The following is a 23145-nucleotide window of genomic DNA, read 5'->3' on the forward strand; positions in this document are numbered from 1 at the left end:
ATGTTCACCGGAATCATCGAGGAGCGTGGCACCATCACGCGCGTCGAGCGAACCGACGACGCCGCGCGCCTGAGCGTCCGCGGGCCGCTCGTCGTCGAGGGCGTGAAGCACGGCGACTCGATCTCGGTCTCGGGCGTGTGCCTCACCGTCATCGAGTTCGACACCGAGGGCTTCACCGCCGACGTGATGGCCCAGACGCTCGCGATGTCGACGCTCGACGGCGCCGGCGAGGGGCTCGCGGTGAACCTCGAGCGCGCCGCGCAGGTGGGCGACCGGCTCGGCGGACACATCGTGCAGGGCCACATCGACGGCACGGCGCAGGTGCTCGAGATCCGTCCGGGCGACGCGTGGCGGGTCATCCGCTTCTCGCTCGATGCGATGCACGCGCCGCTCGTCGTCGACAAGGGGTCGATCGCGGTCGACGGCGTCTCACTCACGGTGAGCGCGATCGGCGACGAACCCGACGGGTCGTGGTTCGAGGTGTCGCTCATCCCCGAGACCCTCAGCGCCACCACCCTCGGCGACCGCGTCGTCGGCGACCGCGTGAACATCGAGACCGACATCCTCGCGCGCCAGGTCGAGCGCATGCTGCGCTTCGCCGGCCGCCTCGGCACCGAGTCGGTCGAGATCCCGTCTTCCATCCACAGCACCGGAGGTGCCGAATGAGCCTGGCAACCATTCCCGAGGTCCTCGACGCCCTGCGCGCGGGCAAGCCCGTGATCGTCGCCGACGACGAGGGACGCGAGAACGAGGGCGACGCCATCATGGCGGCGCAGTTCGCGACCCAGGAATGGATCGCGTGGATGGTGCGCCACACGAGCGGCTACCTCTGCGCGCCGATGCCGAACTCGGTCGCCGACCGGCTCGAACTGCCGCTCATGACCGAGCGCAACGAAGACCCGCGCTCGACCGCCTACACGATCTCGGTCGACGCCGCCGACCGCACCACGACCGGCATCAGCGCCTCCGACCGCGCGCACACCCTGCGCGTGCTGGCCGAACCGGCCTCGACGCCCGACTCGTTGCAGCGCCCCGGGCACATCCTGCCGCTGCGCGCCGTCGACGGCGGCGTGCGCGAGCGCGCCGGTCACACCGAGGCCACGGTCGACCTCATGCGCCTCGCCGGCCTGTCACCCGTCGGCGTCATCGGCGAACTCGTCGAGGACAGCGGCGAGATGATGCGGCTGCCCGCGCTCATCGCGCTCGGCGAGCGCGCGGGGCTGCCCGTCACGACCGTGGCGGCACTCGTCGACTGGCTGCGCGACACCGGTCGCGATCCCTGGGCCGATGCCGCGGCCGCGATCGTGCCCGAATCCTCGCCCGTCGCGTTCGAGGTCGAGACCACCCTGCCGACCGACCGCGGCGAGTTCACCGTGCGCGCCTACCGCGACCGCAGCACCGGGGCCGACCATGTCGCCATCATCGCGGGCGATCCGGCCGCCGATCCCGCCGGCGCGGTCGTGCGGGTGCACTCCGAGTGCCTGACCGGCGAGGCGTTCGGATCGCTCAAGTGCGAGTGCGGGCCGCAGCTCGATACCGCGCTCGACACGATCCAGCGCACCGGCGGCGTGGTCGTCTACCTGCGCGGCCACGAGGGTCGCGGCATCGGGCTCATCAACAAGCTGCGGGCGTATCGCCTGCAGGAGGACGGCCTCGACACGCTCGACGCCAACCTGGCGCTGGGCCTGCCGATCGACGCACGCGACTACAGCGCGGCGACCGGGATCCTCGCCGACCTCGGCATCGACCGCGTGCGGCTGCTGACGAACAACCCCGAGAAGGTGCGCCAGCTCGAGGCGCACGGCATCGACGTCGTCGAGCGGCTGCCGCTCGTGGTGGGCGTGGTCGACGTCAACACGGGGTACCTCGAGACCAAGCGCAATCGCATGGGCCACACGATCGACGACCAGCAGCTCGCGGACGCCGCGGCTGAGACCCTCCTGGAAGGACACGCATCATGAGCGGAGCAGGATCCCCCGAACTCGACGTCGACGGCCGCGGCCTCTCGGTCGTGATCGTCGCCGGCAGCTGGCACGACCAGATCACCGACGCGCTCATCGCCGGAGCGACCCGCACGCTCGAGGCGTCGGGCGCGTCGTTCTCGCTCGTGCGCGTGCCCGGCAGCTTCGAGCTGCCCGTCGTGTCGAAGGCCGCCCTCGAGGCGGGCGCCGACGCGGTCGTCGCGCTCGGCGTGATCATCCGCGGCGGCACCCCGCACTTCGAGTACGTGTCGGCGGCGGCGACCGACGGGCTGACCCGTGTCGCCCTCGACACGGGCAAGCCGGTCGGCTTCGGGGTGCTCACCCTCGACGACGAGCAGCAGGGCATCGATCGTGCCGGACTGCCCGGCTCCAAGGAGGACAAGGGCCGCGAGGCCGCCGAAGCGGCGATCGCGACCGCCCGCGCACTGCGCTCGGTCGGGTGATTCCTGCGGCGCCCGCACCCGGCGTTCCGCGCGAGGGCGTGACTACGGCTTCCAGACCATGAGCACGACCACCGCGACGAGCAGCAACGACACGATGCCGCTGCCGGCCGCGATGGCCGGATAGCCGGCCGCAGCCGCGCCCCCGCCCGATCCGGCGTCGCCCGACAGCGCCTCGGCGGCCTTGCGCATCGACGGGACCACGAGGAACACGCTGAGTGCGAACGCGATCACGTAGAGGATGATCGACCAGAGGATCCACGGCGTCGTGAACGTGAGCCCGAACTCCTCGTCGGCCATGCCCATCGCCCCGAAGCCGAGCAGGAACACGATGAGCGAGAGCCAGCTGAACACCATGGTCGACTTCGCGAGCACGGCGACCTGACCTCCGTTGCCGGCACGCACCGCGCGCATCGCGGTCATGGGCAGTATCGCCATCGGCCCGACGATGAAGACGGCCGTGGTGACGTGCAGAATCGAGATCAGGGTATCCATGCCATAGAGCCTAGCCACGCGGCATCCGGCGTCGCATCGAACCTTCGATCGATCCGGCACGTCGCCGTTCTCGGCCCCGTCGGATCGCGATCGGCTTCGCCACTCGACCGGCGATGCGCCGTTCACCGCACCGAGGCAGCCGCTCACCGCACCGTGCACCCGACATCGGCCCCGCCCGACCCGGTGCCGCGTACGGTGGAGAGGTTGCCACAAGCGACGATTCCTGCACTGCCTCCGGTTCGAACGCCCGACCGACGTGCCTCGGGGCGCAGCGTTCTTTCGCACCCCTCTTGGAGTCTTCGCCAGCAATGTCTGCACCAACCGCGGCCCCGGCCGCACCAGTCACCGCCACACCCGCCAATCCGCGCAGCCGCGTCGCGCTCGCGAGCCTCATCGGCACGACGATCGAGTTCTACGACTTCTACGTCTACGCGACCGCCGCGGTGCTGGTCTTCCCCCACCTGTTCTTCCCGACGGGCGACGCCACGACCGCGCTGCTCTCGTCGTTCGCCGTCTTCGGCGCAGCGATGATCGCGCGTCCGCTCGGCGCCGTCATCTTCGGCCACCTCGGCGACAAGCACGGTCGCAAGGCGACGCTCGTCGGAGCGCTGCTCACCATGGGCATCGCGACGTTCCTGATCGGCGTGCTGCCGACGTACGCGCTGGTCGGATGGCTCGCGCCACTGCTCCTCGTCATCCTGCGCATCGCGCAGGGCTTCGCCCTCGGCGGCGAGTGGTCGGGCGCCGCGCTCGTGGCCACCGAGAACGCGCCGGCGGGCAAGCGCGCGCTGTTCGGCACCTTCCCGCAGCTCGGAGCACCGATCGGCTTCATCATCGCCAACGGCCTGTTCCTCGTCATCGCGGCGATGCTCCCCTCCGACGACCCCTCGATGCCGTCGCAGGCGTTCCTCGACTGGGGCTGGCGCATCCCGTTCCTGTTCTCGGTCGTCATGGTCGTCGTCGGCCTCTGGGTGCGCCTGCGCCTGGTCGAGTCGACCGCCTTCTCGAACGCGTCGAAGCAGGGCAAGCTCACGCGCCTGCCCCTCGCGAGCGTGTTCAAGAACCACTGGAAGCAGCTCGTCCTCGGCACGTTCTTCATGCTCGCCACCTACGTGCTCTTCTACCTGATGACCACGTTCTCGCTGTCGTACGGCCGGGCGCCGATCGAAGCCGCCGAGGGCGCACTGCCCGGACTCGGCTACTCGTACACCACGTTCGTGCTGATGCTCATCGGCGGTGTCGTGTTCTTCGGCATCTTCACGCTGGTGTCGGGCCCATGGGCCGACCGCTGGGGTCGCCGCAAGACGCTCATCTGGGTCACGCTCGGCATCATCGCGTTCGGCCTGCTGTGGGTGCCGCTGCTCGGCGCCGGGTTCTGGGGCGTCATGCTCTGGCTCGTCGTCGGCTTCTCGCTCATGGGGCTGACGTTCGGGCCGATGGGCGCGCTGCTGCCCGAGCTGTTCCCCACGAACGTGCGGTACACGGGCTCGGGCATCTCGTACAACGTGTCGTCGATCCTCGGCGCCGCGGTCGCCCCGTTCATCGCGGTGGCGCTCTGGCAGGCCGGTGGCGGCAGCCCGTTCTGGGTCGGCATCTACCTGTCGGTGATGGCGGTGCTCACGCTCATCGCACTCCTCGTCTCGAAGGAGACGAAGGATGTCGACATGAACGCCTGAGTGCGGTTCGAGACGAGGGGCCGGATGTCGCGACATCCCGCCCCTCGTCTGACGGCGCAACTTCACGAGAACGTCACACGGGCCCCTTCTGGGGCCGAGGACTGCGGCGTAGCATGGCCGCATCAGGGGCTGCCGAGTCCTCCGCCGGCACCGTCGACGCTGGGCCGCCCAGAGCAGTGGAGCGTGCAGATGAACATGACGATGGACATGATGAAGGGCGCCATGTCGTCGTCGGAGATGCCGATGAAGGGCATGGATCCGGCGATGATGCAGGAGTGTCTCGAGGCCCTCTCCGCGTGCGCGCAGGCGTGCATCATGTGCGCCGACGCCGACGCGGGCGAGGGCATGGGCCGGTGCGCCGCCATGTGCTCGAACTGCGCCGACATGTGCGACACGATGATGCGCATGATGCTGCGCATGAACGGCATGGACCTGGCGGTGATGTCGTCGATGATGCAGACGACGATCATGATGTGCCGCGCATGCTCTGCCGAGTGCATGATGCACGCCGAGATGAGCGAACACTGCCGCATGTGCGCGATGGCATGCGACCAGGCGGCCATGGCGCTCGAGAAGATGATGGGCTCGATGAGCGAGGCGATGCCGGTGGCGTGAGGCTCCGCTGGTCGTGGAGCGCCGCCGAAGGCGACGCGTCTCGAGACCCGCGCTCAGGCGTACGCGACGCTGAAGCGCTCGGCGCCCCGGGCGAGCACGCCGTAGATCGCGTGCACGGCGACCGGGTCGCCGACCCGCAATGCGCCGGCGAACGCGTCGTGGTGCCAGACGCGCTGCACCGTGCCGCCGTCGAAGTCGGCGACCGTCGCGAACCCCGCATCGTCGGTCGACGCGACGAATCCGTCGACCCACTTGCTCGACGTGGTCGCGGCGAGTCGTCGCTGCATCGCGTGGAGCCCGTGCCCGGGCCGGTCGCTCGAGCAGTCGGTCGCCGACTCGCAGCCGCGCATGCCCATGACCGTGCCCGTGCGGGGCTCGGTGGCGGCGTGCGGCTCGCGGTGCGACATGATGGCTCCTCGTGGTTCGATTCCGCCACGATACGCTCGCGCCGAACGGATGTCGCGGCCGCCGTCACACGCGGCAACAGTGCGCCGCTTCAGTGCCGTCGAGACCCCGCGCAGGGTCAGTGCGCCTGCGGCGGCAGGGCGGCGATGACGGGGTGGTCCATGGCGATGACGCCGACCTTCGCGGCGCCGCCGGGCGAGCCGACCGCCGGGACCGAGCCCGTCGAGATCTCGAAGAACTCGACGTTCGCCTTGTAGTAGTCGGCCCACATCTCGGGCAGGTCGTCTTCGTAGTAGATCGCCTCGACCGGGCAGACCGGCTCGCAGGCACCGCAGTCGACGCACTCGTCGGGGTGGATGTAGAGCGAGCGTTCACCCTCGTAGATGCAGTCGACCGGACACTCGTCGATGCAGGCACGGTCTTTGACGTCGACGCACGGCAGCGCGATGACGTAGGTCACGAGCCGACCAGGGAACCGGCGCGCGAGATCTCCACCTGCTCGTCGCGGGGCACGACCTTCACGCGCTCGCGTACGACCGGGGCGTCGGATGCCTCGCCGAGGGCGCGCTCGTGCGCGTCGAGCTCGAGCCAACCCGCCCACGTCGTGTAGTGCACCTCGCGGGCCTCGAGGAGCTCGAGCACCTCGTCGCCGCCCGCCGCCTCGACGGCAGACGCGGGCAGCGCGCCGGCCGTGGCATCGGCGAGCAGGTTCGTGATGGTCTCGAGCGCGTCGCCCTTCGTGTGGCCGATGAGGCCCACTGGGCCGCGCTTGATCCAGCCGGTCGCATAGACGCCCGGGATGGGCGAGCCTGCGGCATCCGTCACCCGACCACCGTCGTTGGGGATGACCGCTTTCGACTCGTCGAACGGCACGCCCGGGAGCGGGGAGCTCGCGTAACCCACGGCACGGTAGACCGCCTGCACCGGCACGTCGACGAACTCGCCGGTGCCCGCGACCGAGCCGTTGCCCACGGGGCGCGTGCGCTCGAACCGCACTCCCTCGACGCGCCCGTCGCCGAGCACCTCGACGGGCGAGTGCAGGAAGTGCAGGTGCAGGCGCCGCGATGCGGTCGAGACCCGGTCTGCGGGCTTGCGCCAACCGTTGAGGGTGCGGGTCATGACCTTCACCTGGTTGTTCGAGGCGTGCAGCTGCTCAGCGTGCGGGTCGCCCGCGGCACGTTCGAAGTCGTCGTCGTAGACGATCACGTCGACATCGGGCACTTCGCCGAGCTCGCGCAGCTCGATCGGCGTGAACTTCACGTGACCCGGGCCACGGCGGCCGAACACGTGCACGTCGGTCACGGGCGACGCCTCGAGGCCCGCGACGACGTTCGCCGGGACATCCGTCGGCAGCAGGTCCTCTGGGTGCTTCGCGAGCACGCGAGCAACGTCGAGCGCGACGTTGCCGTTGCCGATGACCGCGATCTGCTCGGCCTCGAGCGGCCATTCGCGCGGTACGTCGGGGTGCCCGTCGTACCAGGCCACCAGGTCGGCCGCGCCGTAGGAGCCGGGCAGGTCGATGCCGGGGATGTCGAGCGGGGCGTCCTTCAGGGCACCGGTGGCGAAGACCACGGCGTCGTAGCGCTCGCGAAGCTCGTCGACCGTGACGTCGCGGCCGACCTCGACGTTGCCGATGAGCCGGATCGTGCCCGCGTCGAGCATCTCGTGCAACGAGTTGACGATGCCCTTGATGCGGGGGTGGTCGGGTGCGACGCCGTAGCGGATGAGGCCGTACGGTGCGGGCAGGGACTCGAACAGGTCGATCGCGACCTCTCCGCGGGCCTCGGCGACCTGGCGATTGAGGATGTTTCCGGCGTAGATGCCGGCGGGACCGGCGCCGACGATCGCGACACGGAGGGAGAGCGTCATGGTTGCGGGGCCTTTCGGTGGGTGGCTGAGCGGGTTGAGGAGGGAGCGGAGCGACCGTCTCGAAACCTCATCGGCGGGTTTCGAGACGGCGCCGGGGCGCCTCCTCAACCAGCGAGGGTGGCGCATACGGGCTGAGGGTCACGACGTCGCCGACCACGACGACGGCGGGCGATCGGATGCCACGGCGCGCGGCCTGCAGGGCGATCGTGTCGAGCGTGCCGACGGTGACCCGCTGCGCGGGTCCGTAGCCGTCCTCGATGATCGCGACGGGGCAGTCGGCGCCGCGCTCGCCTCGTCCGAGGGTGATCGCGGAATTCGCGAGCGTGCCGATGCCCATGAGCAGCACGACCGTGTGGTCGCGTCCTCCGCCGAGCGCCTGGATCTGGTCGTGGCCGGTGACCACGGTGAACGTCGTGGCGAGGCCGCGGTGCGTGAGCGGGATGCCCGCGATCGCCGGCACCGAGATCGCGCTCGTGATGCCGGGCACCACCTCGACGTCGACGCCGTGGTCGCGGCAGAACGCGACCTCCTCGCCGCCGCGGCCGAAGATGAACGGGTCGCCGCCCTTGAGGCGCACGACATGGCGGCCGTCGCGGGCGAGGGTCACGAGCAGCTCGTTGATGGCGTCCTGCGGCACGGCGTGGTGGCCGGGGAGCTTGCCGACGTCGACGACCTCGGCGCCGATCACGACGCCCTCCGCGGCGAGGCCGTCGAGCACGCCGCGAGCGCCCAGCCGATCGGCGACGATCACGTCGGCGGCCTCGAGAGCGCGCAGGCCGCGGATCGTGAGCAGTCCGGCGTCGCCGGGGCCGGCGCCGACGAGCGTGACCGTTCCGCGGGTTGAGGAGCGCGCGCCAGCGCGCGTGTCGAAACCGGGACGTGCAGCATTCGGTTTCGAGGCGGCGCTGCGCGCCTCCTCAGCCCGCCGAGACCCGCTCATCGCCCACGCTCCACGAGCAGGCCGCGGCGGCGCAGCATCCGGCGCTCGAGGGGGGCGAAGAACACGAGCTCGATGAGGATGCCGATCGTGAGGATCACGAGGATCGTCGCGAGCACACCCGCGAGGTCCGCGAGCGTGCGGCTCTGGTCGAGCATCGAGCCGAGGCCGAAGCCGATCGCGCCACCCGTCGTGATGATCTCGGCAGCCATCAGGGACCGCCACGAGAACGCCCAGCCCTGCTTGAGGCCCGCGACGTAGCCGGGCAGCGACGCCGGAAGGACGACGTGGGTCGCCAGCCGCCAACGGCCTGCGCCGAGCACGGTGCCCACCCGCCGCAGTTGCGGCGGGACCTGGTCGACTCCGGAGATGAGGCCGTTCACGATCGACGGTGTCGCGCCCATGAGCACGACGAAGTACACCGTCGCATCCGTCAGGCCGAACCAGATGATCGCCGCGGGCACCCACGCCACCGACGGCAGCACCTGCAGGCCCGAGATGATCGGACCGACCGCACGCCGCAGCGGCTTCACCTCGGCGAGGAGCAGGCCGAGCGGGGTGCCGATCGCGACCGCGATGAGGAAGCCGAAGACGCCGCGCTCGAGGCTCGTGACGACGGCCTCCTGCAGGCGCCCGGCCTCCCAGGCCTGCGTGATCGCCGCGACCACGCCGAGCGGCCCCGGCACGATGTCGGGACGTGGCTCGGCGATCACGACGTAGAGCTGCCACGCGGCGACGAGCGCGACGACGAACACGATGGGCGGCAGCACGCTCGTGGTGAAGCGGCGCCACGCACTGGGCCGGCGCTCGGGGGCGGTCTGCAGCCGGTCGAGGCCGGCCTCGAGGCTGCGGAGGTCGTTGTGGTCGTCGTCGGTCGAGTGGCGAGCGTCAGCGAGCGTATCGAGACCCGGTGCGGATGCCTCGGTGTCGGCGGTCTCGATCCGCTCCTTCGTCGCCACTCGACCAGCGGAGCCAGAGTCGTCTTCATGCGGCATTTCGGCGGATCTCCTTCCGCAGTTGCTCGGTGATCTCGATGGAGAGCGCCGCGACCTCGGGCGACTCGATGCGCCGACCGGTGGTCTCGGCGATTCGCCACTCGCCCGCGACCCGGCCGGGACGGGACGACAGGAGGACGACCCGTTGCCCGAGCCGAGCCGCTTCGCGGACATTGTGTGTGACGAAGACGATGGTGCGGCCAGTCCGTCGCCAGACGCGCTCGAGCTCCTCGTGGAGGAGGTCGCGCGTGATGGCGTCGAGGGCGGCGAACGGCTCGTCCATGAGCAGGACGGGCCGGTCCTGAGCAAGGGCCCGCGCGAGGGCGACCCGCTGGCGCATGCCGCCCGACAGCTCATGGGGGCGCTTGTCCGCGGCATCCGCGAGGTTCACGACGTCGAGCAGTTCGAGCGCCTCGCGCCTTCGCGCCGAGCGTGGCGCACCTCGCAGGCGCAGTGCCAGCTCGACGTTGGCGCGTGCGGTGAGCCACGGCATGAGCGCCGACTCCTGGAACATCACCGCAGAGCCCTCGGCCGGGGTCTCGATCGAGCCGCTCGAGGGCTGGTCGAGCCCGGCGATGAGGTTCAGCAGCGTCGACTTGCCGCAGCCCGAGGCGCCGAGCAGGCAGACGAACTCACCCGTCTCGATCGACAGGTTCACGTCCTCGAGCACGAGGGGACCTGCGCCGAAGCGCTTGCCGAGGTGCTCGATGCGGATGGCCGTGTGCCCGCTCATGGTGGACTCCTACTCCTCGCCGAGGTCGCCCGCGGAGACGGGCTCGGCGCCCGCCGCCTCGAGCACCGCGTTCAGTAGCCGCAGGTCGAAGAGCCCATCGATGGAGCCGTCCTTCTGCGTGCCGGCCTCGAGGCCGTTCTCGACGAGCGTCGTGAAGGTCTCGGCGTGCGGGTCGGCCGAGAACGCGACGTGCTCGAGCGAGCGCGTGATGACCTCGTCGGCGAGCGGCTTGCCCGTCTCGGCCTCGAGTGCGGCGTTGATCACGGTGGGAGCCTCGGCGGCGTTCTCGTCGAGCCAGCCGAGCGTCGCCAGATGGCCCTCGAGCAGGGCCTCGACGGTCTGCGGGTGCCCCGCGAGGAAGTCGGCGTTCACGAGCAGCACCGTCGTCGGGAAGTGCCCGTCGTCCCAGAGGTCGGCCTCGTCAACGAGCACGTGCGCGCCCGCGTCGACGATGAGCCGCGATACCCAGGGCTCGGGCAGCCAGGCGCCGTCGAGCTGCCCCTGCTGGAACAGGGTCAGCGTCTGGGCGTTCTCGGTCGGCGTGATGTGCACATCGCCGCCGCCCGAGGTGTCGGTCGTGTAGCCCTCGTCGGCGAGCCAGCTGCGCAGCGCCACGTCCTGCGTGTTGCCGAGCTGCGGCGTCGCGAGCGTGGTGCCCTCGAGGTCATCGGGCGAGTCGATGCCGTCGCGCACCACGAGCGCTGCGCCGCCGGTCGCAACTCCGGCGACGATGCGCGCCGACTCACCGGCCGACTGGATGAACGTGTTGATCGACGGGTTCGGGCCGATGAACGTCGCGTCGATGGCGCCCGCCGTGAGCGCCTCGATCGCGGCCGGGCCGGCGTTGAACACCTGTGTCGTGAGCGTCGTGTCGCCGAGCGCCTCCTCGAAGAGCCCTTGCTGCACGCCGACGAGCGCGGGCGCATGCGTGACGTTGGCGAGGTAGCCGAGGCGCAGCTCCGCGGCGGGCGTGCCGCCGGAGGTCGCATCGGTCGCCGCGGTGGTCTCGCCCGCCGCGGACTGCACGCTGCAGCCGGTGAGCACCGCGGAGGCGACGATCGCGCCGGCCATCATCATGCCGCCGACCAGACCGAGGCGGGAACGGACGCGGGCTGTGGCGTTCATGCTGTTGCTCCTTCTGGGGTCGCGGTGCGGATGGCGGTTCCCGTCGCGGGTGCAGCGGGGTCGGTGACGATCGCGGCCGCGAGGGTCGCTCCGTCCTGCGGGTGGATCACGAGGAACGCACCCGCACGTCGGTGGTCGGCATACGGCTCGACGGGCAGTTCGGCCGAGAGCTTGAGTGCCACCTGGCCGATGTCGTTGGCCACGAGCCGGTCGGCGGGCTCGAGCGCGAGCGTGCTGAGATCGCGGCGACCGTGCACGGCGGTGACGAGCGCCTGCACGGTGGACGTGCCGGTCTTCACGAGCACGCGCGCGCCCGGCACGAGCGGCCGCGGGTCGAGTTGGAAGACCGAGGCGTCGAGTTCGCGGCGCGGCACGGGCAGCGAACCGGATGCCGCGATCACTGCGCCGCGGGCGGCGTCGATCTCGTCGACGAGCCGCAGCGACACCGACTGCGGCGCCGAGGCGGACTCGAGCTCGACCGGGCCGGCGTCGATGCCGACGACCGTGGTCTCGGCACCGCCGGGGAACACCTGCACGGCGTCGCCGACGCGCACGGTGCCCGACGCGATGCGCCCGGCGAAGGCGCGGTAGTCGCGGAAGCGCTCGGCGTCGGCGATGTCGGGCGCCAGCGCGCCCTGCGGACGCACGACGAGCTGCACCGGCATCCGCAACGCCTCGAGCTCGGTCTCGAGCTCGTCGAGCGACGGAAGGGTCTCGAGCAGCTCGAGGAGGGCGGGGCCGCGGTACCAGGGCGTGTTCGGCGAGCGCTCGACGACGTTGTCGCCGGCCAGGGCCGACACCGGGACCACGTGCGCGTCGGGCAGGTCGAGCTCACGGGTGAGCGCGGTGACCTCGTCGGCGACGCCGACGAACGCCGCCTCGGCGTAGTCGAGCAGGTCGATCTTGTTCACGGCGACGATCACGTGCGGCACGCGCAGCAGTTGCACCACGGCGAGGTGGCGGCGCGTCTGCTCGAGCACGCCCTTGCGCGCGTCGACGAGCACGACGACCGCGTCGGCGGTCGTGGCGCCGGTGACCATGTTGCGCGTGTACTGCACATGGCCGGGGCAGTCGGCGAGGATGAACGACCGGCGGCCCGTGGAGAAGTAGCGGTACGCGACGTCGATCGTGATGCCCTGCTCACGCTCGGCGCGCAGGCCGTCGGTGAGCAGGGCGAAGTCGATCGCTCCGGGCTCGCCGCCGAAGCCGCGCTCGGCCGAGGTGCGGGCGACCGACTCGAGCTGGTCGGCGAGGATCGCCTTCGAGTCGTGCAGCAGACGACCCACGAGGGTCGACTTGCCGTCGTCGACCGAGCCGGCGGTCGCGAAGCGGAACAGTGTCGACTCCGCTGGTTGAGGAGCCGACGAAGGAGGCGTCTCGAAACCGTGATGACCGGGCGTCGGGGTTTCGAGACGGCGCTGGCGCGCCTCCTCAACCCGCGAATGCGTGTGCCTGCTCATCAGAAGTACCCGTCCTTCTTGCGGTCCTCCATGGCGGCCTCGGAGATCCGGTCGTCGGCGCGCGTGGCGCCGCGCTCGGTGAGCGTGGAGGTGGCCACCTCGCGCACGACGTCGGCGACGGATGCCGCATCGGACTCGACGGCCCCGGTGCAGCTCATGTCGCCGACCGTGCGGTACCGCACGGTGCGGCGCTCGATCGCCTCGCCCGGGTGGGCCGGTGACACCTCGGAGACCGCGCGCCACATGCCGTCGCGGCGGTAGACCTCGCGCTCGTGCGCGTAGTACAGCGGCGGCAGCTCGATGCCCTCTCGTTCGATGTAACGCCACACGTCGAGCTCGGTCCAGTTCGAGATCGGAAACGCCCGCACGTGCTGGCCGACCGTGTGGCGGCCGTTGTAGAGGTCCCAGAGCTCGGGGCGCTGGTTGCGCGGGTCCCACTGGCCGAACTCGTCGCGGAGTGACAGGATGCGCTCCTTCGCGCGGGCCTTGTCCTCGTCGCGGCGGGCGCCGCCGAAGACGGCGTCGTGGCGGCCGGAGGCGATGGCGTCGAGCAACGGCTGCGTCTGCAGCGGGTTGCGCGTGCCGTCGGCGCGCTCCTGAAGGCGGCCGTCGTCGAGGTAGTCCTGCACTGCCGCCACCTCGAGGCGCAGCCCGAGGCGCTCGACGGTTCGGTCGCGGAAGTCGATGACCTCGGGAAAGTTGTGGCCGGTGTCGATGTGCAGCACCGGGAACGGCACCTTCGCCGGCCAGAACGCCTTCGCGGCGAGGTGCAGCACGACGACCGAGTCCTTGCCGCCCGAGAACAGCAGCACGGGGCGCTCGAACTCGGCGACGACCTCGCGGATGATGTGGATCGACTCCGACTCGAGGGCGTCCAGCGTGGACAGGCCCGTGAGCCCCGTGGGTTGAGGAGCCGACGAAGGAGGCGTCTCGAAACCCGGTTGCTCGGATGTCGGGGTTTCGAGACGGCGCTGGCGCGCCTCCTCAACCCGCGGGTAGATCGTCGTCTCGCTCATAGGTGCAACCCGCATTCCGTCTTGGCGAGGCCGGCCCAGCGGCCAGACCTCGGATCCTCGCCCGCGGCGACGGGCTTCGTGCACGGCGCGCAACCGATCGACGGGTAGCCGTGAGACATCAGGAGGTTCACGGGCACCTGGTTCGCGCCGGCGTAGTCGAGCAGCTCGTCGAAGGTCCACGCCGCGAGCGGGTTGACCTTCACGAGCCCGTTGCGCTCGTCCCACTGCACGAGCGGCGTGTTCGAGCGCGTCGGGGCCTCGTCGCGGCGCACGCCGGTGAACCACACCTCGTAGCCCCCGAGCGCCTGCTGCAACGGGGCCACCTTGCGGCGAGCGCAGCAGAGGCCGGGGTCGCGCGAGAACAGCTCGGCGCCGAACTCGGCGTCCTGCTGCGCCACGGTCTGCTCGGGCAGCACATCCACGATCCGCACGTCGAGCGCGCGAGCGACCTCGTCGCGCGTCACGTAGGTCTCGGCGAAGTGGTAGCCCGTGTCGAGGAACAGCACGTCGACGCCGGGCAGCTGCTCGGCGATCACGTGCGGCAGCACGGCGTCGGCCATCGAGCAGGCGACCGCTGCGGCATCCGTCGCGAAGTGCTCGGCGACCCAGGCGACGACATCGCGTGCGGATGCCTCGTGGTCGGTGCCGTTGCCGAACTCGACGTTGCCCGACTCGGCAAGGGCGCGCAATTCGTCGGCATCACGTTTGCGGGTTGACGAGCGAGCGCCAGCGAGCGTCTCGAAACCCGGCTGTGCGGGGGCTGGGTTTCGAGACGCTCCTGCGTCGCTCCTCAACCCGCTCGACGTTCCTGTCGCGGTCTCGATACGCTCGCCGGCGCTCGCTACTCGACCGACGTTGCGTGCGCTCATCGCAGCGCCTCCTCGTCGGCCCGGTGCGCCCACTCGGCGAACGTCTCGTCAGCCACGGCGTCGCGGTCGTCGAGGAAGCGGGTGACGACGCGCTCGACGTAGTCGGCGATGCCGTCGGCGGCGACCTTGAGCCCGCGGACGGTGCGACCGAGTCCCGCCTCCTCGCGATCGGCCGTCGCGAGCCCGCCGCCGAGGTGCACCTGATACCCCGGGACCTGCTCGCCCGAGTCGTCCATGATGAGCTGGCCCTTGAGCCCGATGTCGGCGGTCTGGATGCGCGCGCAGGAGTTGGGGCATCCGTTGACGTGCAGGCTGATCGGGTGCGGCAGGTCGAAGCCGTCGAGCGTGCGCTCGAGCTCGAGCACGGCCGCGGTGGCGAACGCCTTGGTCTCGACGATCGCGAGTTTGCAGAACTCGATACCGGTGCACGCGATCGTGCCGCGGCGGATGAGGCTCGGGCGGGCCGAGAGGCCGAGCTCGTCGAGGCCCGCGATGAGCGGCTCCACGTGGTCTTCGGGAATGTCGAGGATCACGAGCTTCTGGTGCGGTGTCGTGCGCAGCCGGGCCGATCCGTGCGCCTCGATGAGGTCGGCGAGCTTGGCGAGCGTGGGACCCGAGACGCGACCGACGATCGGCGTGACGCCGACGTAGAAGCGGCCGTCCTTCTGGCGGTGCACACCCACATGGTCGCCGTGCGCGAGCGGCTTCGGCGCGGCGGGCCCGTCGGGCAGTGGGGCGCCGAGGTACTCGGTCTCGAGCACCTGGCGGAACTTCTCGGTGCCCCAGTCGGCGAGCAGGAACTTCAACCGAGCCTTGTTGCGCAGGCGCCGGTAGCCGTAGTCGCGGAAGATCTGCGCGACGCCGTGCCACGCGTCGGCGACGCGCTCGGGGGCGACGAAGACCCCGAGGCGCTCAGCGAGCCGCGGTGCGGTCGAGAGCCCGCCGCCCACCCACAGGTCGTAGCCGATGCCGAGCTCGGGGTGCGCCACCGCGACGAACGCGACGTCGTTGATCTCGTGCACGACGTCTTGGCTCGGGTGGCCGGTGATCGCCGACTTGAACTTGCGGGGCAGGTTCGCCAGCGTCTCGTCGCCGATGAACCGGCTGGTGATCGCGTCGATCTGCGCGGTCGGGTCGATGAGCTCGTCGGCGGCGATGCCCGCGACCGGCGAGCCGAGCACGACGCGCGGCACATCGCCGCACGCCTCGGTCGTGCCGAGGCCGACGCCCTCGAGGCGCCGCCAGATCTCGGGCACGTCCTCGACGCGGATCCAGTGCAACTGGATGTTCTGGCGGTCGGTGAGATCGGCGGTGTCGCGGCCGAACTCCGTCGAGATGCCCGCGATGACCCGCAGCTGCTCGGTGGTCAGCTGCCCGCCGTCGATGCGAACGCGCAGCATGAAGAACTCGTCTTCGAGCTCGTGCGGCTCGAGGGTCGCCGTGCGGCCGCCGTCGATGCCCGGCTTGCGCTGCGTGTACAGGCCCCACACGCGGAAGCGCCCGTGCAGGTCGGTCGGGTCGATCGACGCGAACCCGCCCTTCGAGTAGACGTTCTCGATGCGGTCGCGCACGCTGAGGCCGTTGTCGACCTGCTTCCACTCCTCGTTGCCATTGAGCGGTGCGGTGCCGTCGACCTTCCACTGCCCGTGCGGGCGGCTCGCCGGACGCGGCGCGCGCTCGCCGGAACGAGCCGCTGGGCGGGCCGGCGCCTCGATCGTCTCCTGCGTCATGTCTCTCCTCGGTCACCGCGGACTGCGGGTTTCGACCGAGGCTAGGCGGGTTCGCGGCGGGCCGGAACGTGCGTCGTCACATCACGGCAAGGAAGGCAACACGGGGTCAATCGCGGCAATGCTTCGTCACAAACGGCGGCGATCGACGCCCGCCGGTATGCTCGCGACCGCCGCCCGAATCAATCGAGGAACAATGCCCGCAACCGCTTGGTCGTGAACACGAGCCCGACGGCGATCATCACCGCGTAGTAGAGCACGTGCCAGAGCATTCCCCAGTCGACGGCGCCCGTCGTGAGGCCGCGCACGAGTTCGACGCCGTGCCAGAGCGGCAGCGCCTGGATCACGACCTGCAGCCACTGCGGGTAGACCGTGATCGGGTAGAAGGTCGCGGAGAACAGGAACATCGGGAGCATCACGAAGTTGATCCAGTCCATCTGCTGGAAGGTCTTCATATAGCTCGTGATCGCCATGCCGAGGCTCGCGAAGCCGAAGGCGATGAGCAGCACCGCCGGCAGCGCGAGCAACGCCCACCACGAGAGGTTGAGCCCGAGTGCCTGCATCACGAGCTGGAAGCCGACCGCGTAGAGCGCCCCGCGCAACAGGGCGAGCAGGATCTCGCCGAGCGCGACGTCGAGCGGCCCGAGCGAGGTCGACAGCATGCCCTCGTAGAGTCGCGCGAACTGCATCTTGAAGAACACGTTCCACGTCGAGTCGTAGATGGCGCCGTTCATCGCCGCGACCGCGAGCAGGGCCGGCGCGATGAACGCCGCATAGGGCACCACCTGCCCGCTCTCGGTGGTGACGTCGCCCACGAGTGTGCCGAGGCCGATGCCCATGGCGAGCAGGTAGAAGATCGGCTCGAAGAAGCCGCTGACCATGACCAGCCAGTTCGTGCTGCGCGTCGCGCGCCACCCGCGGAACATCACCGCGCGCGCGTTGCCCGCGTACAACGATCTCGCCGGGCGCAAGGGCAGGCTCGCGGGCGCCAGGTCGCGATGCGTCACGTCGCTCACTTGCGGAGCCTCCTCACGGCGATGCGACGCGCCCACACCCAGCCGACCGCGAACATCGCCACGAGGTAGGCGACGTGCACGACCGTGAGCCAGATCGGTTCGGGGTACCCGTAGGTGAACACCCGAGCGAGCTCGGTGCCGTGCCAGAGCGGGGAGATCCACCCGATCGGCTGCAGCCAGAGGGGGAGCACCGTGAGGGGGAAGAACGTGCCCGAGAACAGGGTCATCGGCAGCACCACGAAGCGCATGACCATGGCGAGCTGCCCGGTGTCTTCTTCGAGGGTCGACGTGTAGGCCATCAGCACGGCACCGAACGCGAGCCCGGTGAGCACCGCGACCGCGACTGCCAGGAATCCGGTGGCCGAGGGCACGGCCCCGAAGACGAGCATGAGTGCGAAGAACAGCACCGTGTTGACGAGCATGCGCACGGCCACCGACAGGACGACGCCATCGGCGATCTGCTGCGGTCGGATCGGCGCGGCGTGCATGCCCGAGAAGGTCGGGTTCCACTTGTATCCGAGCATGATCGGGTAGGTGAACTCCTCGCTCGCGACGGTGATCGCGGCGCTCGCGAGGAGTGCCGGCGCCACGAACACGAGATAGCTCACGCCGTCGACGGACTCGGCGCCGACACTGCCGTCGACGATCGTCGCGAGCCCGACGCCGAGCGCGTAGAGGTAGAGCAGCGGGCTGCCGATTCCGGCGACGACGACGGTGCCGGTGTAGCTGCGCATGACGCGGAACCGGTGCTCGGCCACGTACCAGGCACCCCAACGGCGCGGGTTGCGGCCGGCGGCGAGCGCCGCTCGGGTGACAGCCGGCGCGGCATCCGTCGCCGAAGGGTCTCGATGCGCGTCGCCTTCGGCGGCGCTGCCCGACCGACGAACCTCGCTCATTCGATGAGGCTCCGCCCGGTGAGCCGGAGGAAGACGTCTTCGAGGCTCGACCGCCGCACGAGGCTCGTGAGCGGGTGCAGCCCCGCGCTCGTGATGCGCTCGAGCTCGGCCTCGCCGTTCTCGCTGTAGACCAGGATGCGATCGGGCAGCACCTCGAGGCGATCGCCGATGCCGGCGAGCTGGTCGGCGACGTCGGCGTTGCGGTCGCTGCCGAACCGCACCTCGAGCACCTCGCGCGACGAGTAGCGGCGGATGAGCGCGGCGGGAGTGCCCTCGGCCATGATCTTGCCCTTGTCGACGACCACGAGGCGATCGCAGAGCTGCTCGGCCTCGTCCATGTAGTGGGTGGTCAGCAGCAGGGTCGTGCCCTGCTCTTTGAGCCGGAAGAGCCGATCCCAGAGGATGTGCCGCGCCTGCGGGTCGAGGCCGGTGGTCGGCTCGTCGAGCAGCAGCACCCGTGGATCGTTGACGAGGGCGCGCGCGATCGTGAGGCGGCGCTTCATGCCGCCCGACAGGGAGTCGACCTTGGCCTTGCCCTTGTCTTCGAGTTGCGCGAACGCGAGCAGTTCGTCGGCCCGCTCGGCGACGAGCTTGCGCGGCAGCCCGAAGTACCGCCCGTACACGAGCAGGTTCTCGCGGACCCGCAGCTCGGTGTCGAGGTTGTCGGCCTGCGGCACGACACCCAGCTGCGACCGGATCTCGGGGCCGAACCGGTCGGGGTCGAGCCCGAGGATCGCGAGGTCGCCGGCAGTGCGGGTCGAGACGGCGCCGACCATGCGCATGGTCGTCGACTTGCCGGCGCCGTTCGGGCCGAGCAGCCCGAAGGACTCGCCCGGGGCGACTTCGAACGAGATGCCGTCGACGGCGGCGAAATCGCCGTAGCGCTTCACGAGGTCTCTGGCGACGATGACTGGCTGCGACACAAGCACTCACGATAGTGCCGAGTACCGACATCCGTGCCCCTCGAGACCGTCGTCGTTGCCGCACCCTACGATGGCGACATGCAGCCCGAAGGTTCCTCCGCGATCCGCGTCGGCGACGAGGTGCGCGCCGCCATCGAAGCCGGCACTCCGGTGCTCGCGCTCGAGTCGACGATCCTCAGCCACGGGCTCCCCCGCCCGCGCAATCTCGAGGTCGCGGCCGAGGCCGAGCAATCGGTGCGGGCGGCCGGTGTGGTGCCTGCGACCATCGGGGTCATCGACGGCGTCGCGGTCGTCGGGCTGGCGGCGACCGAGATCGAGCGACTGTGCACACGCGACGGCGTGGTGAAGGTCAGCGTGCGCGACCTGCCGATCGCGCGCGCGAAGCGGCTCGACGGGGGCACGACCGTGGCGGCGACGGCATGGCTCGCGCACCGGGCCGGAATCGCGGTGATGTCGACCGGCGGTCTCGGCGGCGTGCACCGGGGGGCGAGCGAGACCTTCGACGAGTCGGCCGACCTCACGACGCTCGCCCAGACCCCGATCACCCTCGTGAGTGCGGGCGTGAAGTCGATCCTCGACATCGGCGCAACGCTCGAACGCCTCGAGACCCTCAACGTCCCGGTGGTCGGCTACCGCACGAACGACTATCCCGGGTTCTACGTCGCCGACTCGGGCTTCGCGCTCGGCTACCGCGTCGACACGGCGGCCGAGGCCGCGGCGCTCGCGCGGGCGCGCGACGAACTCGGCCTGTCGGGCGCGGTGCTCGTCGCGAATCCGATCGACGAGGCGAGCCAGCTCGACCCCGAGTTCCACGACCGGGTGCTCGCCGAGGCCCTGGCCGCGGCATCCGCTGCCGGCATCACCGGGCACGACACGACGCCGTTCCTGCTCGACCACATGCAACGCGCCACCGGCGGGCGCAGCCTCGACGTGAATCTCGACGTCTACCGGGGCAACGTGGCGCTCGGCGCCGAGATCGCTCGTGCACTCGCGGGCTGAGCCGCCGCCGGCGGGCGGCGTGCTCGCCGTCGCGGGCGACCTCGTCGAAGACATCGTCGTGTGGGCCGACGAACCCCGGCGCGCCGCCACCGACACGGCCGCCCGCGTGTTCCGGGCCCGCGGCGGCAGTGCGGCGAACGTCGCGGCCCTGGCCGCGCAGCTCGTGCCGACGCGATTCATCGGCCGGGTGGGCGCCGATGCCGCCGGGGCAGCGCTCGCCGTCGACCTCGCGTCGGCAGGGGTCGACGTGCGGGTGCAGCGCAGCGGACGCACGGGCACGGTCGTGCTGCTCGTCGACGCCGAGGGCGAGCGCGCCATGTTCCCCGATCGCGGGGCGTCGGCCGAGCTCGCGGATGTCGAGCCCGCGTGGATCGACGGCGTCGCCTGGCTGCATGTGCCTGCGTACGGCCTCGAGCGCGAGCCGATGCGCGCCGAGCTGGGCCGGCTCGCCGTGCTCGCTCGTGCTGTCGGCGCCCGCGTGTCGGTCGACGCCTCGTCGACGGGCCTGCTCGCAGCCCTCGGCGTCGATCATGCGCTCGAGCTCATCCAGGAGATCGGCCCCGACGTGCTGTTCGCCAACGAAGACGAGGCGGCGCTGCTGGGCCTCGCGGGCGGCGGCGCGGTCGCGGCATCCGTGGCGCCCACCGTGGTCATCAAGCACGGGCCATTGCCGACCGACGTGGTCGAACGGGGACAGCTGGCCGCGCGCATCGACGTCGTGCCCGTCGAGGGGATCCGCGACCTGACGGGGGCCGGCGATGCGTTCGCCGCCGGCTTCATCGCGGCGACCCTGCACGGGGCCGATGCCGCGGCCGCGTGCCGCGCGGGCCACGAGCGTGCGGCAGCCGTGCTGACCAACCCCGGCGCGCACGCCTGAAGTACCGACGCAGGTAGGCCACGTAGGCTTCTCTGCGGTGATGAGACGGCGCGCGGATGGAGCATCCGCCCGCCGCGCACCGAGGAAGAGACGATGAGCACCACTGAAACCGCGACCCGGCGATCGACGCGGGCCGACCGAACCAGCCGATCCACGCGCCCTGCGCGCAGATCGCCGTTCGCCCGGGGCGGCAGCGAGCCGACCGGACCGCGGGCGACGTTCCGGCAATTGCTGCCGTTCCTGTTCGAGCACCGCCCCGTGCTCATCTGGGTCGCGGTGCTGAGCGTCATCGGTGCGCTCACGAGCCTCGCCCAGCCGCTGCTCGTCGCGCAGGTGATCGACATCGTCGAGGCGGGCGAGACGCTCGGCTGGATCGTCTGGGGCCTCGTCGCCCTCGTCGTCGTGAGCGGCATCATCACGGGCTACCAGCACTACCTGCTGCAGCGCACCGGCGAGGGTGTGGTGCTCTCGAGCCGCAAGCGACTCATCGGCAAGCTGCTGCGCCTGCCGATCGCCGAGTTCGACACCCGCCGCACGGGCGACCTCGTCTCGCGCGTAGGCAGTGACACGACGATGCTGCGCGCGGTGCTCACCCAGGGCCTGGTCGAGGCCGTCGGCGGCGCCGTCACGTTCGTCGGGGCCCTCATCGCGATGCTCATCATCGACCCCGTGCTGCTCGGCCTCACGGTGCTCGTCGTCGTCATCGCCGTCACGACGGTGACCCTGCTCTCGCGCCGCGTGCGCGAAGCGTCGCACGCCGCTCAGGAGAAGGTCGGCGACGTCGCTGCATCGGTCGAACGGGCGATCAGCGCGGTACGCACCATCCGGGCATCGGGCGCGACCGAACGCGAGGTGCGCGACGTCGAAGTCGAGGCCGAGGGCGCCTGGACGATGGGGGTCAAGGTCGCGAAGATCTCGGCGCTCATCGTGCCCGTTGCCGGCATCGCCATGCAGGTGTCGTTCCTCGTGGTGCTCGGGGTCGGCGGGTTCCGCGTGGCGTCTGGGGCGATCACGGTGTCGAACCTCGTCGCGTTCATCCTGTTCCTGTTCATGATGATCCTCCCCCTCGGCCAGGCGTTCGGGGCGATCACCTCGGTGAACCTGGCGCTCGGCGCCCTCGGCCGCATCCAGGAGATCCTCGACCTGCCCGATGAAGACGCGCACGACCGCGAACTCGCCCCGCTCGCCCTCATGGTCGGCCATGCGAACGAGGGGGTGCTGCCCGACGCCCCCGCGATCGAGTTCGACGGCGTGCACTTCGCGTACGCCGTCACCCGGCAGGACCCGGCCGACCCCGCGAACGAGTCGCCCGATGAGCACCTCCCCGAGCCCTCGGTCACCGACCGGCAGCCCGTGCTGCGCGGAGTGTCGTTCCAGGTGCCGCGCGGGCAGCGCATCGCCCTCGTCGGCCCCTCGGGCGCCGGCAAATCGACGATGCTCGCGCTCATCGAGCGGTTCTACGACCCGTCGGTCGGCGTCGTGCGCATGGGCGGACTCGACCTGCGGTCGATCGATCGCGCCCAGCTGCGTGCGCAGATCGGCTACGTCGAGCAGGATGCCCCGGTGCTGGCCGGTTCGCTGCGCGACAACCTCAAGCTCGGCACGCCCGATGCGACCGACGCCGAGTGCGAGCACGTGCTGCGCGCGGTGAACCTCGGCTCGGTGCTCGACCGCGACCCGGCCGGGCTCGATGCGGCGGTCGGCGAAGACGGCATCATGCTCTCGGGCGGCGAGCGCCAGCGCCTCGCGATCGCACGGGCGCTGCTCGCCGCTCCCCCGATCCTGCTGCTCGACGAGTCGACGTCATCGCTCGACGGCGTCAACGAACGCATGATGCGCGAGGCGATCGATGCCGTGGCGGCCGGCCGCACGCTCATCGTCATCGCCCACCGGCTGTCGACGGTGATCGACTCCGACCGCATCGTCGTGGTCGATGAGGGGCGCGTCATCGGCGAGGGCACCCACGCCGAGCTCGTCGCCGCCGTGCCGCTCTACCGCGAGCTCGCCGCGCACCAGTTGCTGGTCTGACCGCGGCCGGCGCGCGGGCCGGCTCAGGGACATCCCGAACAAACCTCAGTGCCTGCTCGGAT

23 protein-coding genes are annotated in these 23145 nt (G+C 70.8%); 8 read left to right on the top strand and 15 right to left on the bottom strand.

From position 1 onward, the window contains the following. From LSF15_RS02030 to ribH, 3 genes are read left to right on the top strand one after another with little or no spacing between them, the layout of a single operon-like run. Positions 1-666, top strand: coding sequence for a riboflavin synthase (locus tag LSF15_RS02030; protein ID WP_232496850.1), 666 nt, complete (start codon positions 1-3; stop codon positions 664-666). After that, positions 663-1961 (top strand): GTP cyclohydrolase II, encoded by a 1299-nt coding sequence (ribA, locus tag LSF15_RS02035; RefSeq protein ID WP_232496851.1) that lies wholly within the window; start codon positions 663-665, stop codon positions 1959-1961. Before LSF15_RS02030 ends, ribA begins: the two co-directional genes overlap by 4 nt. Then, positions 1958-2425: a 6,7-dimethyl-8-ribityllumazine synthase gene (gene ribH, locus LSF15_RS02040; RefSeq protein WP_232496852.1), complete on the top strand. Its 468-nt coding sequence runs from the start codon at positions 1958-1960 to the stop codon at positions 2423-2425. Before ribA ends, ribH begins: the two co-directional genes overlap by 4 nt. Positions 2426-2467: 42 nt before the next feature. Here ribH and LSF15_RS02045 read toward each other — a convergent pair whose 3' ends face one another. Next, complete coding sequence (locus LSF15_RS02045) at positions 2468-2917, bottom strand: DUF2269 family protein (protein ID WP_232496853.1); 450 nt, start codon at positions 2915-2917, stop codon at positions 2468-2470. A 308-nt stretch (positions 2918-3225) separates the two neighbouring features. Between LSF15_RS02045 and LSF15_RS02050 the strand changes: the two genes are divergently transcribed. After that, positions 3226-4593, top strand: coding sequence for an MFS transporter (locus LSF15_RS02050; protein WP_232496854.1), 1368 nt, complete (start codon positions 3226-3228; stop codon positions 4591-4593). A 189-nt stretch (positions 4594-4782) separates the two neighbouring features. Continuing rightward, complete coding sequence (locus LSF15_RS02055) at positions 4783-5208, top strand: four-helix bundle copper-binding protein (RefSeq protein ID WP_232496970.1); 426 nt, start codon at positions 4783-4785, stop codon at positions 5206-5208. Between the two features lie 53 nt (positions 5209-5261). On the opposite strand, the gene LSF15_RS02060 is transcribed toward LSF15_RS02055, so the two are convergent. From LSF15_RS02060 to LSF15_RS02125, 14 genes are all read right to left on the bottom strand, one after another. Continuing rightward, entirely contained in the window at positions 5262-5615 is a 354-nt protein-coding gene (locus LSF15_RS02060) for a hypothetical protein (protein ID WP_232496855.1), read from the bottom strand. Positions 5616-5731: 116 nt separating this feature from the next. Further along, complete coding sequence (gene fdxA / locus LSF15_RS02065) at positions 5732-6073, bottom strand: ferredoxin (protein ID WP_232496856.1); 342 nt, start codon at positions 6071-6073, stop codon at positions 5732-5734. Then, positions 6070-7482, bottom strand: a complete 1413-nt coding sequence (locus LSF15_RS02070) for an FAD-dependent oxidoreductase (RefSeq protein ID WP_232496857.1) — start codon at positions 7480-7482, stop codon at positions 6070-6072. Before LSF15_RS02070 ends, fdxA begins: the two co-directional genes overlap by 4 nt. Before the next feature lie 67 nt (positions 7483-7549). Beyond that, positions 7550-8422 (bottom strand): uroporphyrinogen-III C-methyltransferase, encoded by an 873-nt coding sequence (gene cobA / locus LSF15_RS02075; RefSeq protein ID WP_232496858.1) that lies wholly within the window; start codon positions 8420-8422, stop codon positions 7550-7552. Then, positions 8419-9378, bottom strand: coding sequence for an ABC transporter permease (locus LSF15_RS02080; protein ID WP_232496859.1), 960 nt, complete (start codon positions 9376-9378; stop codon positions 8419-8421). The genes cobA and LSF15_RS02080 overlap by 4 nt, the downstream gene beginning before the upstream one ends. Before the next feature lie 25 nt (positions 9379-9403). Next, complete coding sequence (locus LSF15_RS02085) at positions 9404-10147, bottom strand: ABC transporter ATP-binding protein (protein WP_232496860.1); 744 nt, start codon at positions 10145-10147, stop codon at positions 9404-9406. Between the two features lie 9 nt (positions 10148-10156). Next, a complete protein-coding gene (locus tag LSF15_RS02090; RefSeq protein ID WP_232496861.1) occupies positions 10157-11272 on the bottom strand; it encodes an ABC transporter substrate-binding protein in 1116 nt (371 codons plus the stop codon). Beyond that, entirely contained in the window at positions 11269-12732 is a 1464-nt protein-coding gene (locus LSF15_RS02095) for a sulfate adenylyltransferase subunit 1 (protein WP_232496862.1), read from the bottom strand. The genes LSF15_RS02090 and LSF15_RS02095 overlap by 4 nt, the downstream gene beginning before the upstream one ends. After that, the gene (cysD, locus tag LSF15_RS02100; RefSeq protein ID WP_232496863.1) at positions 12732-13748 is read right to left on the bottom strand and encodes a sulfate adenylyltransferase subunit CysD; all 1017 of its coding nucleotides are present in this window, start codon (positions 13746-13748) and stop codon (positions 12732-12734) included. The genes LSF15_RS02095 and cysD overlap by 1 nt, the downstream gene beginning before the upstream one ends. Next, on the bottom strand, positions 13745-14617 hold the full coding sequence (locus LSF15_RS02105; protein ID WP_232496864.1) for a phosphoadenylyl-sulfate reductase: 873 nt from the start codon (positions 14615-14617) through the stop codon (positions 13745-13747). The genes cysD and LSF15_RS02105 overlap by 4 nt, the downstream gene beginning before the upstream one ends. Beyond that, a complete protein-coding gene (locus tag LSF15_RS02110) occupies positions 14614-16347 on the bottom strand; it encodes a nitrite/sulfite reductase (RefSeq protein WP_232496865.1) in 1734 nt (577 codons plus the stop codon). Before LSF15_RS02110 ends, LSF15_RS02105 begins: the two co-directional genes overlap by 4 nt. A gap of 179 nt (positions 16348-16526) precedes the next feature. Further along, positions 16527-17351 (bottom strand): ABC transporter permease, encoded by an 825-nt coding sequence (locus LSF15_RS02115; RefSeq protein WP_232496971.1) that lies wholly within the window; start codon positions 17349-17351, stop codon positions 16527-16529. A 5-nt stretch (positions 17352-17356) separates the two neighbouring features. Continuing rightward, positions 17357-18256, bottom strand: a complete 900-nt coding sequence (locus LSF15_RS02120; RefSeq protein ID WP_232496866.1) for an ABC transporter permease — start codon at positions 18254-18256, stop codon at positions 17357-17359. Beyond that, positions 18253-19179, bottom strand: a complete 927-nt coding sequence (locus LSF15_RS02125) for an ABC transporter ATP-binding protein (protein ID WP_232496867.1) — start codon at positions 19177-19179, stop codon at positions 18253-18255. The genes LSF15_RS02120 and LSF15_RS02125 overlap by 4 nt, the downstream gene beginning before the upstream one ends. Before the next feature lie 78 nt (positions 19180-19257). Between LSF15_RS02125 and LSF15_RS02130 the strand changes: the two genes are divergently transcribed. From LSF15_RS02130 to LSF15_RS02140, 3 genes are all read left to right on the top strand, one after another. Beyond that, the gene (locus LSF15_RS02130; protein WP_232496868.1) at positions 19258-20178 is read left to right on the top strand and encodes a pseudouridine-5'-phosphate glycosidase; all 921 of its coding nucleotides are present in this window, start codon (positions 19258-19260) and stop codon (positions 20176-20178) included. Further along, positions 20162-21055 carry a carbohydrate kinase family protein gene (locus LSF15_RS02135; protein WP_232496869.1) on the top strand — a complete coding sequence of 298 codons (894 nt, stop codon included), beginning with the start codon at positions 20162-20164 and terminating at the stop codon, positions 21053-21055. The genes LSF15_RS02130 and LSF15_RS02135 overlap by 17 nt, the downstream gene beginning before the upstream one ends. Before the next feature lie 93 nt (positions 21056-21148). Next, positions 21149-23083, top strand: a complete 1935-nt coding sequence (locus LSF15_RS02140; RefSeq protein WP_232496870.1) for an ABC transporter ATP-binding protein — start codon at positions 21149-21151, stop codon at positions 23081-23083. The last annotated feature ends 62 nt before the right edge of the window (positions 23084-23145 follow it).

The organism is Agromyces humatus, from assembly GCF_021228295.1.
Lineage (GTDB): Bacteria > Actinomycetota > Actinomycetes > Actinomycetales > Microbacteriaceae > Agromyces > Agromyces humatus.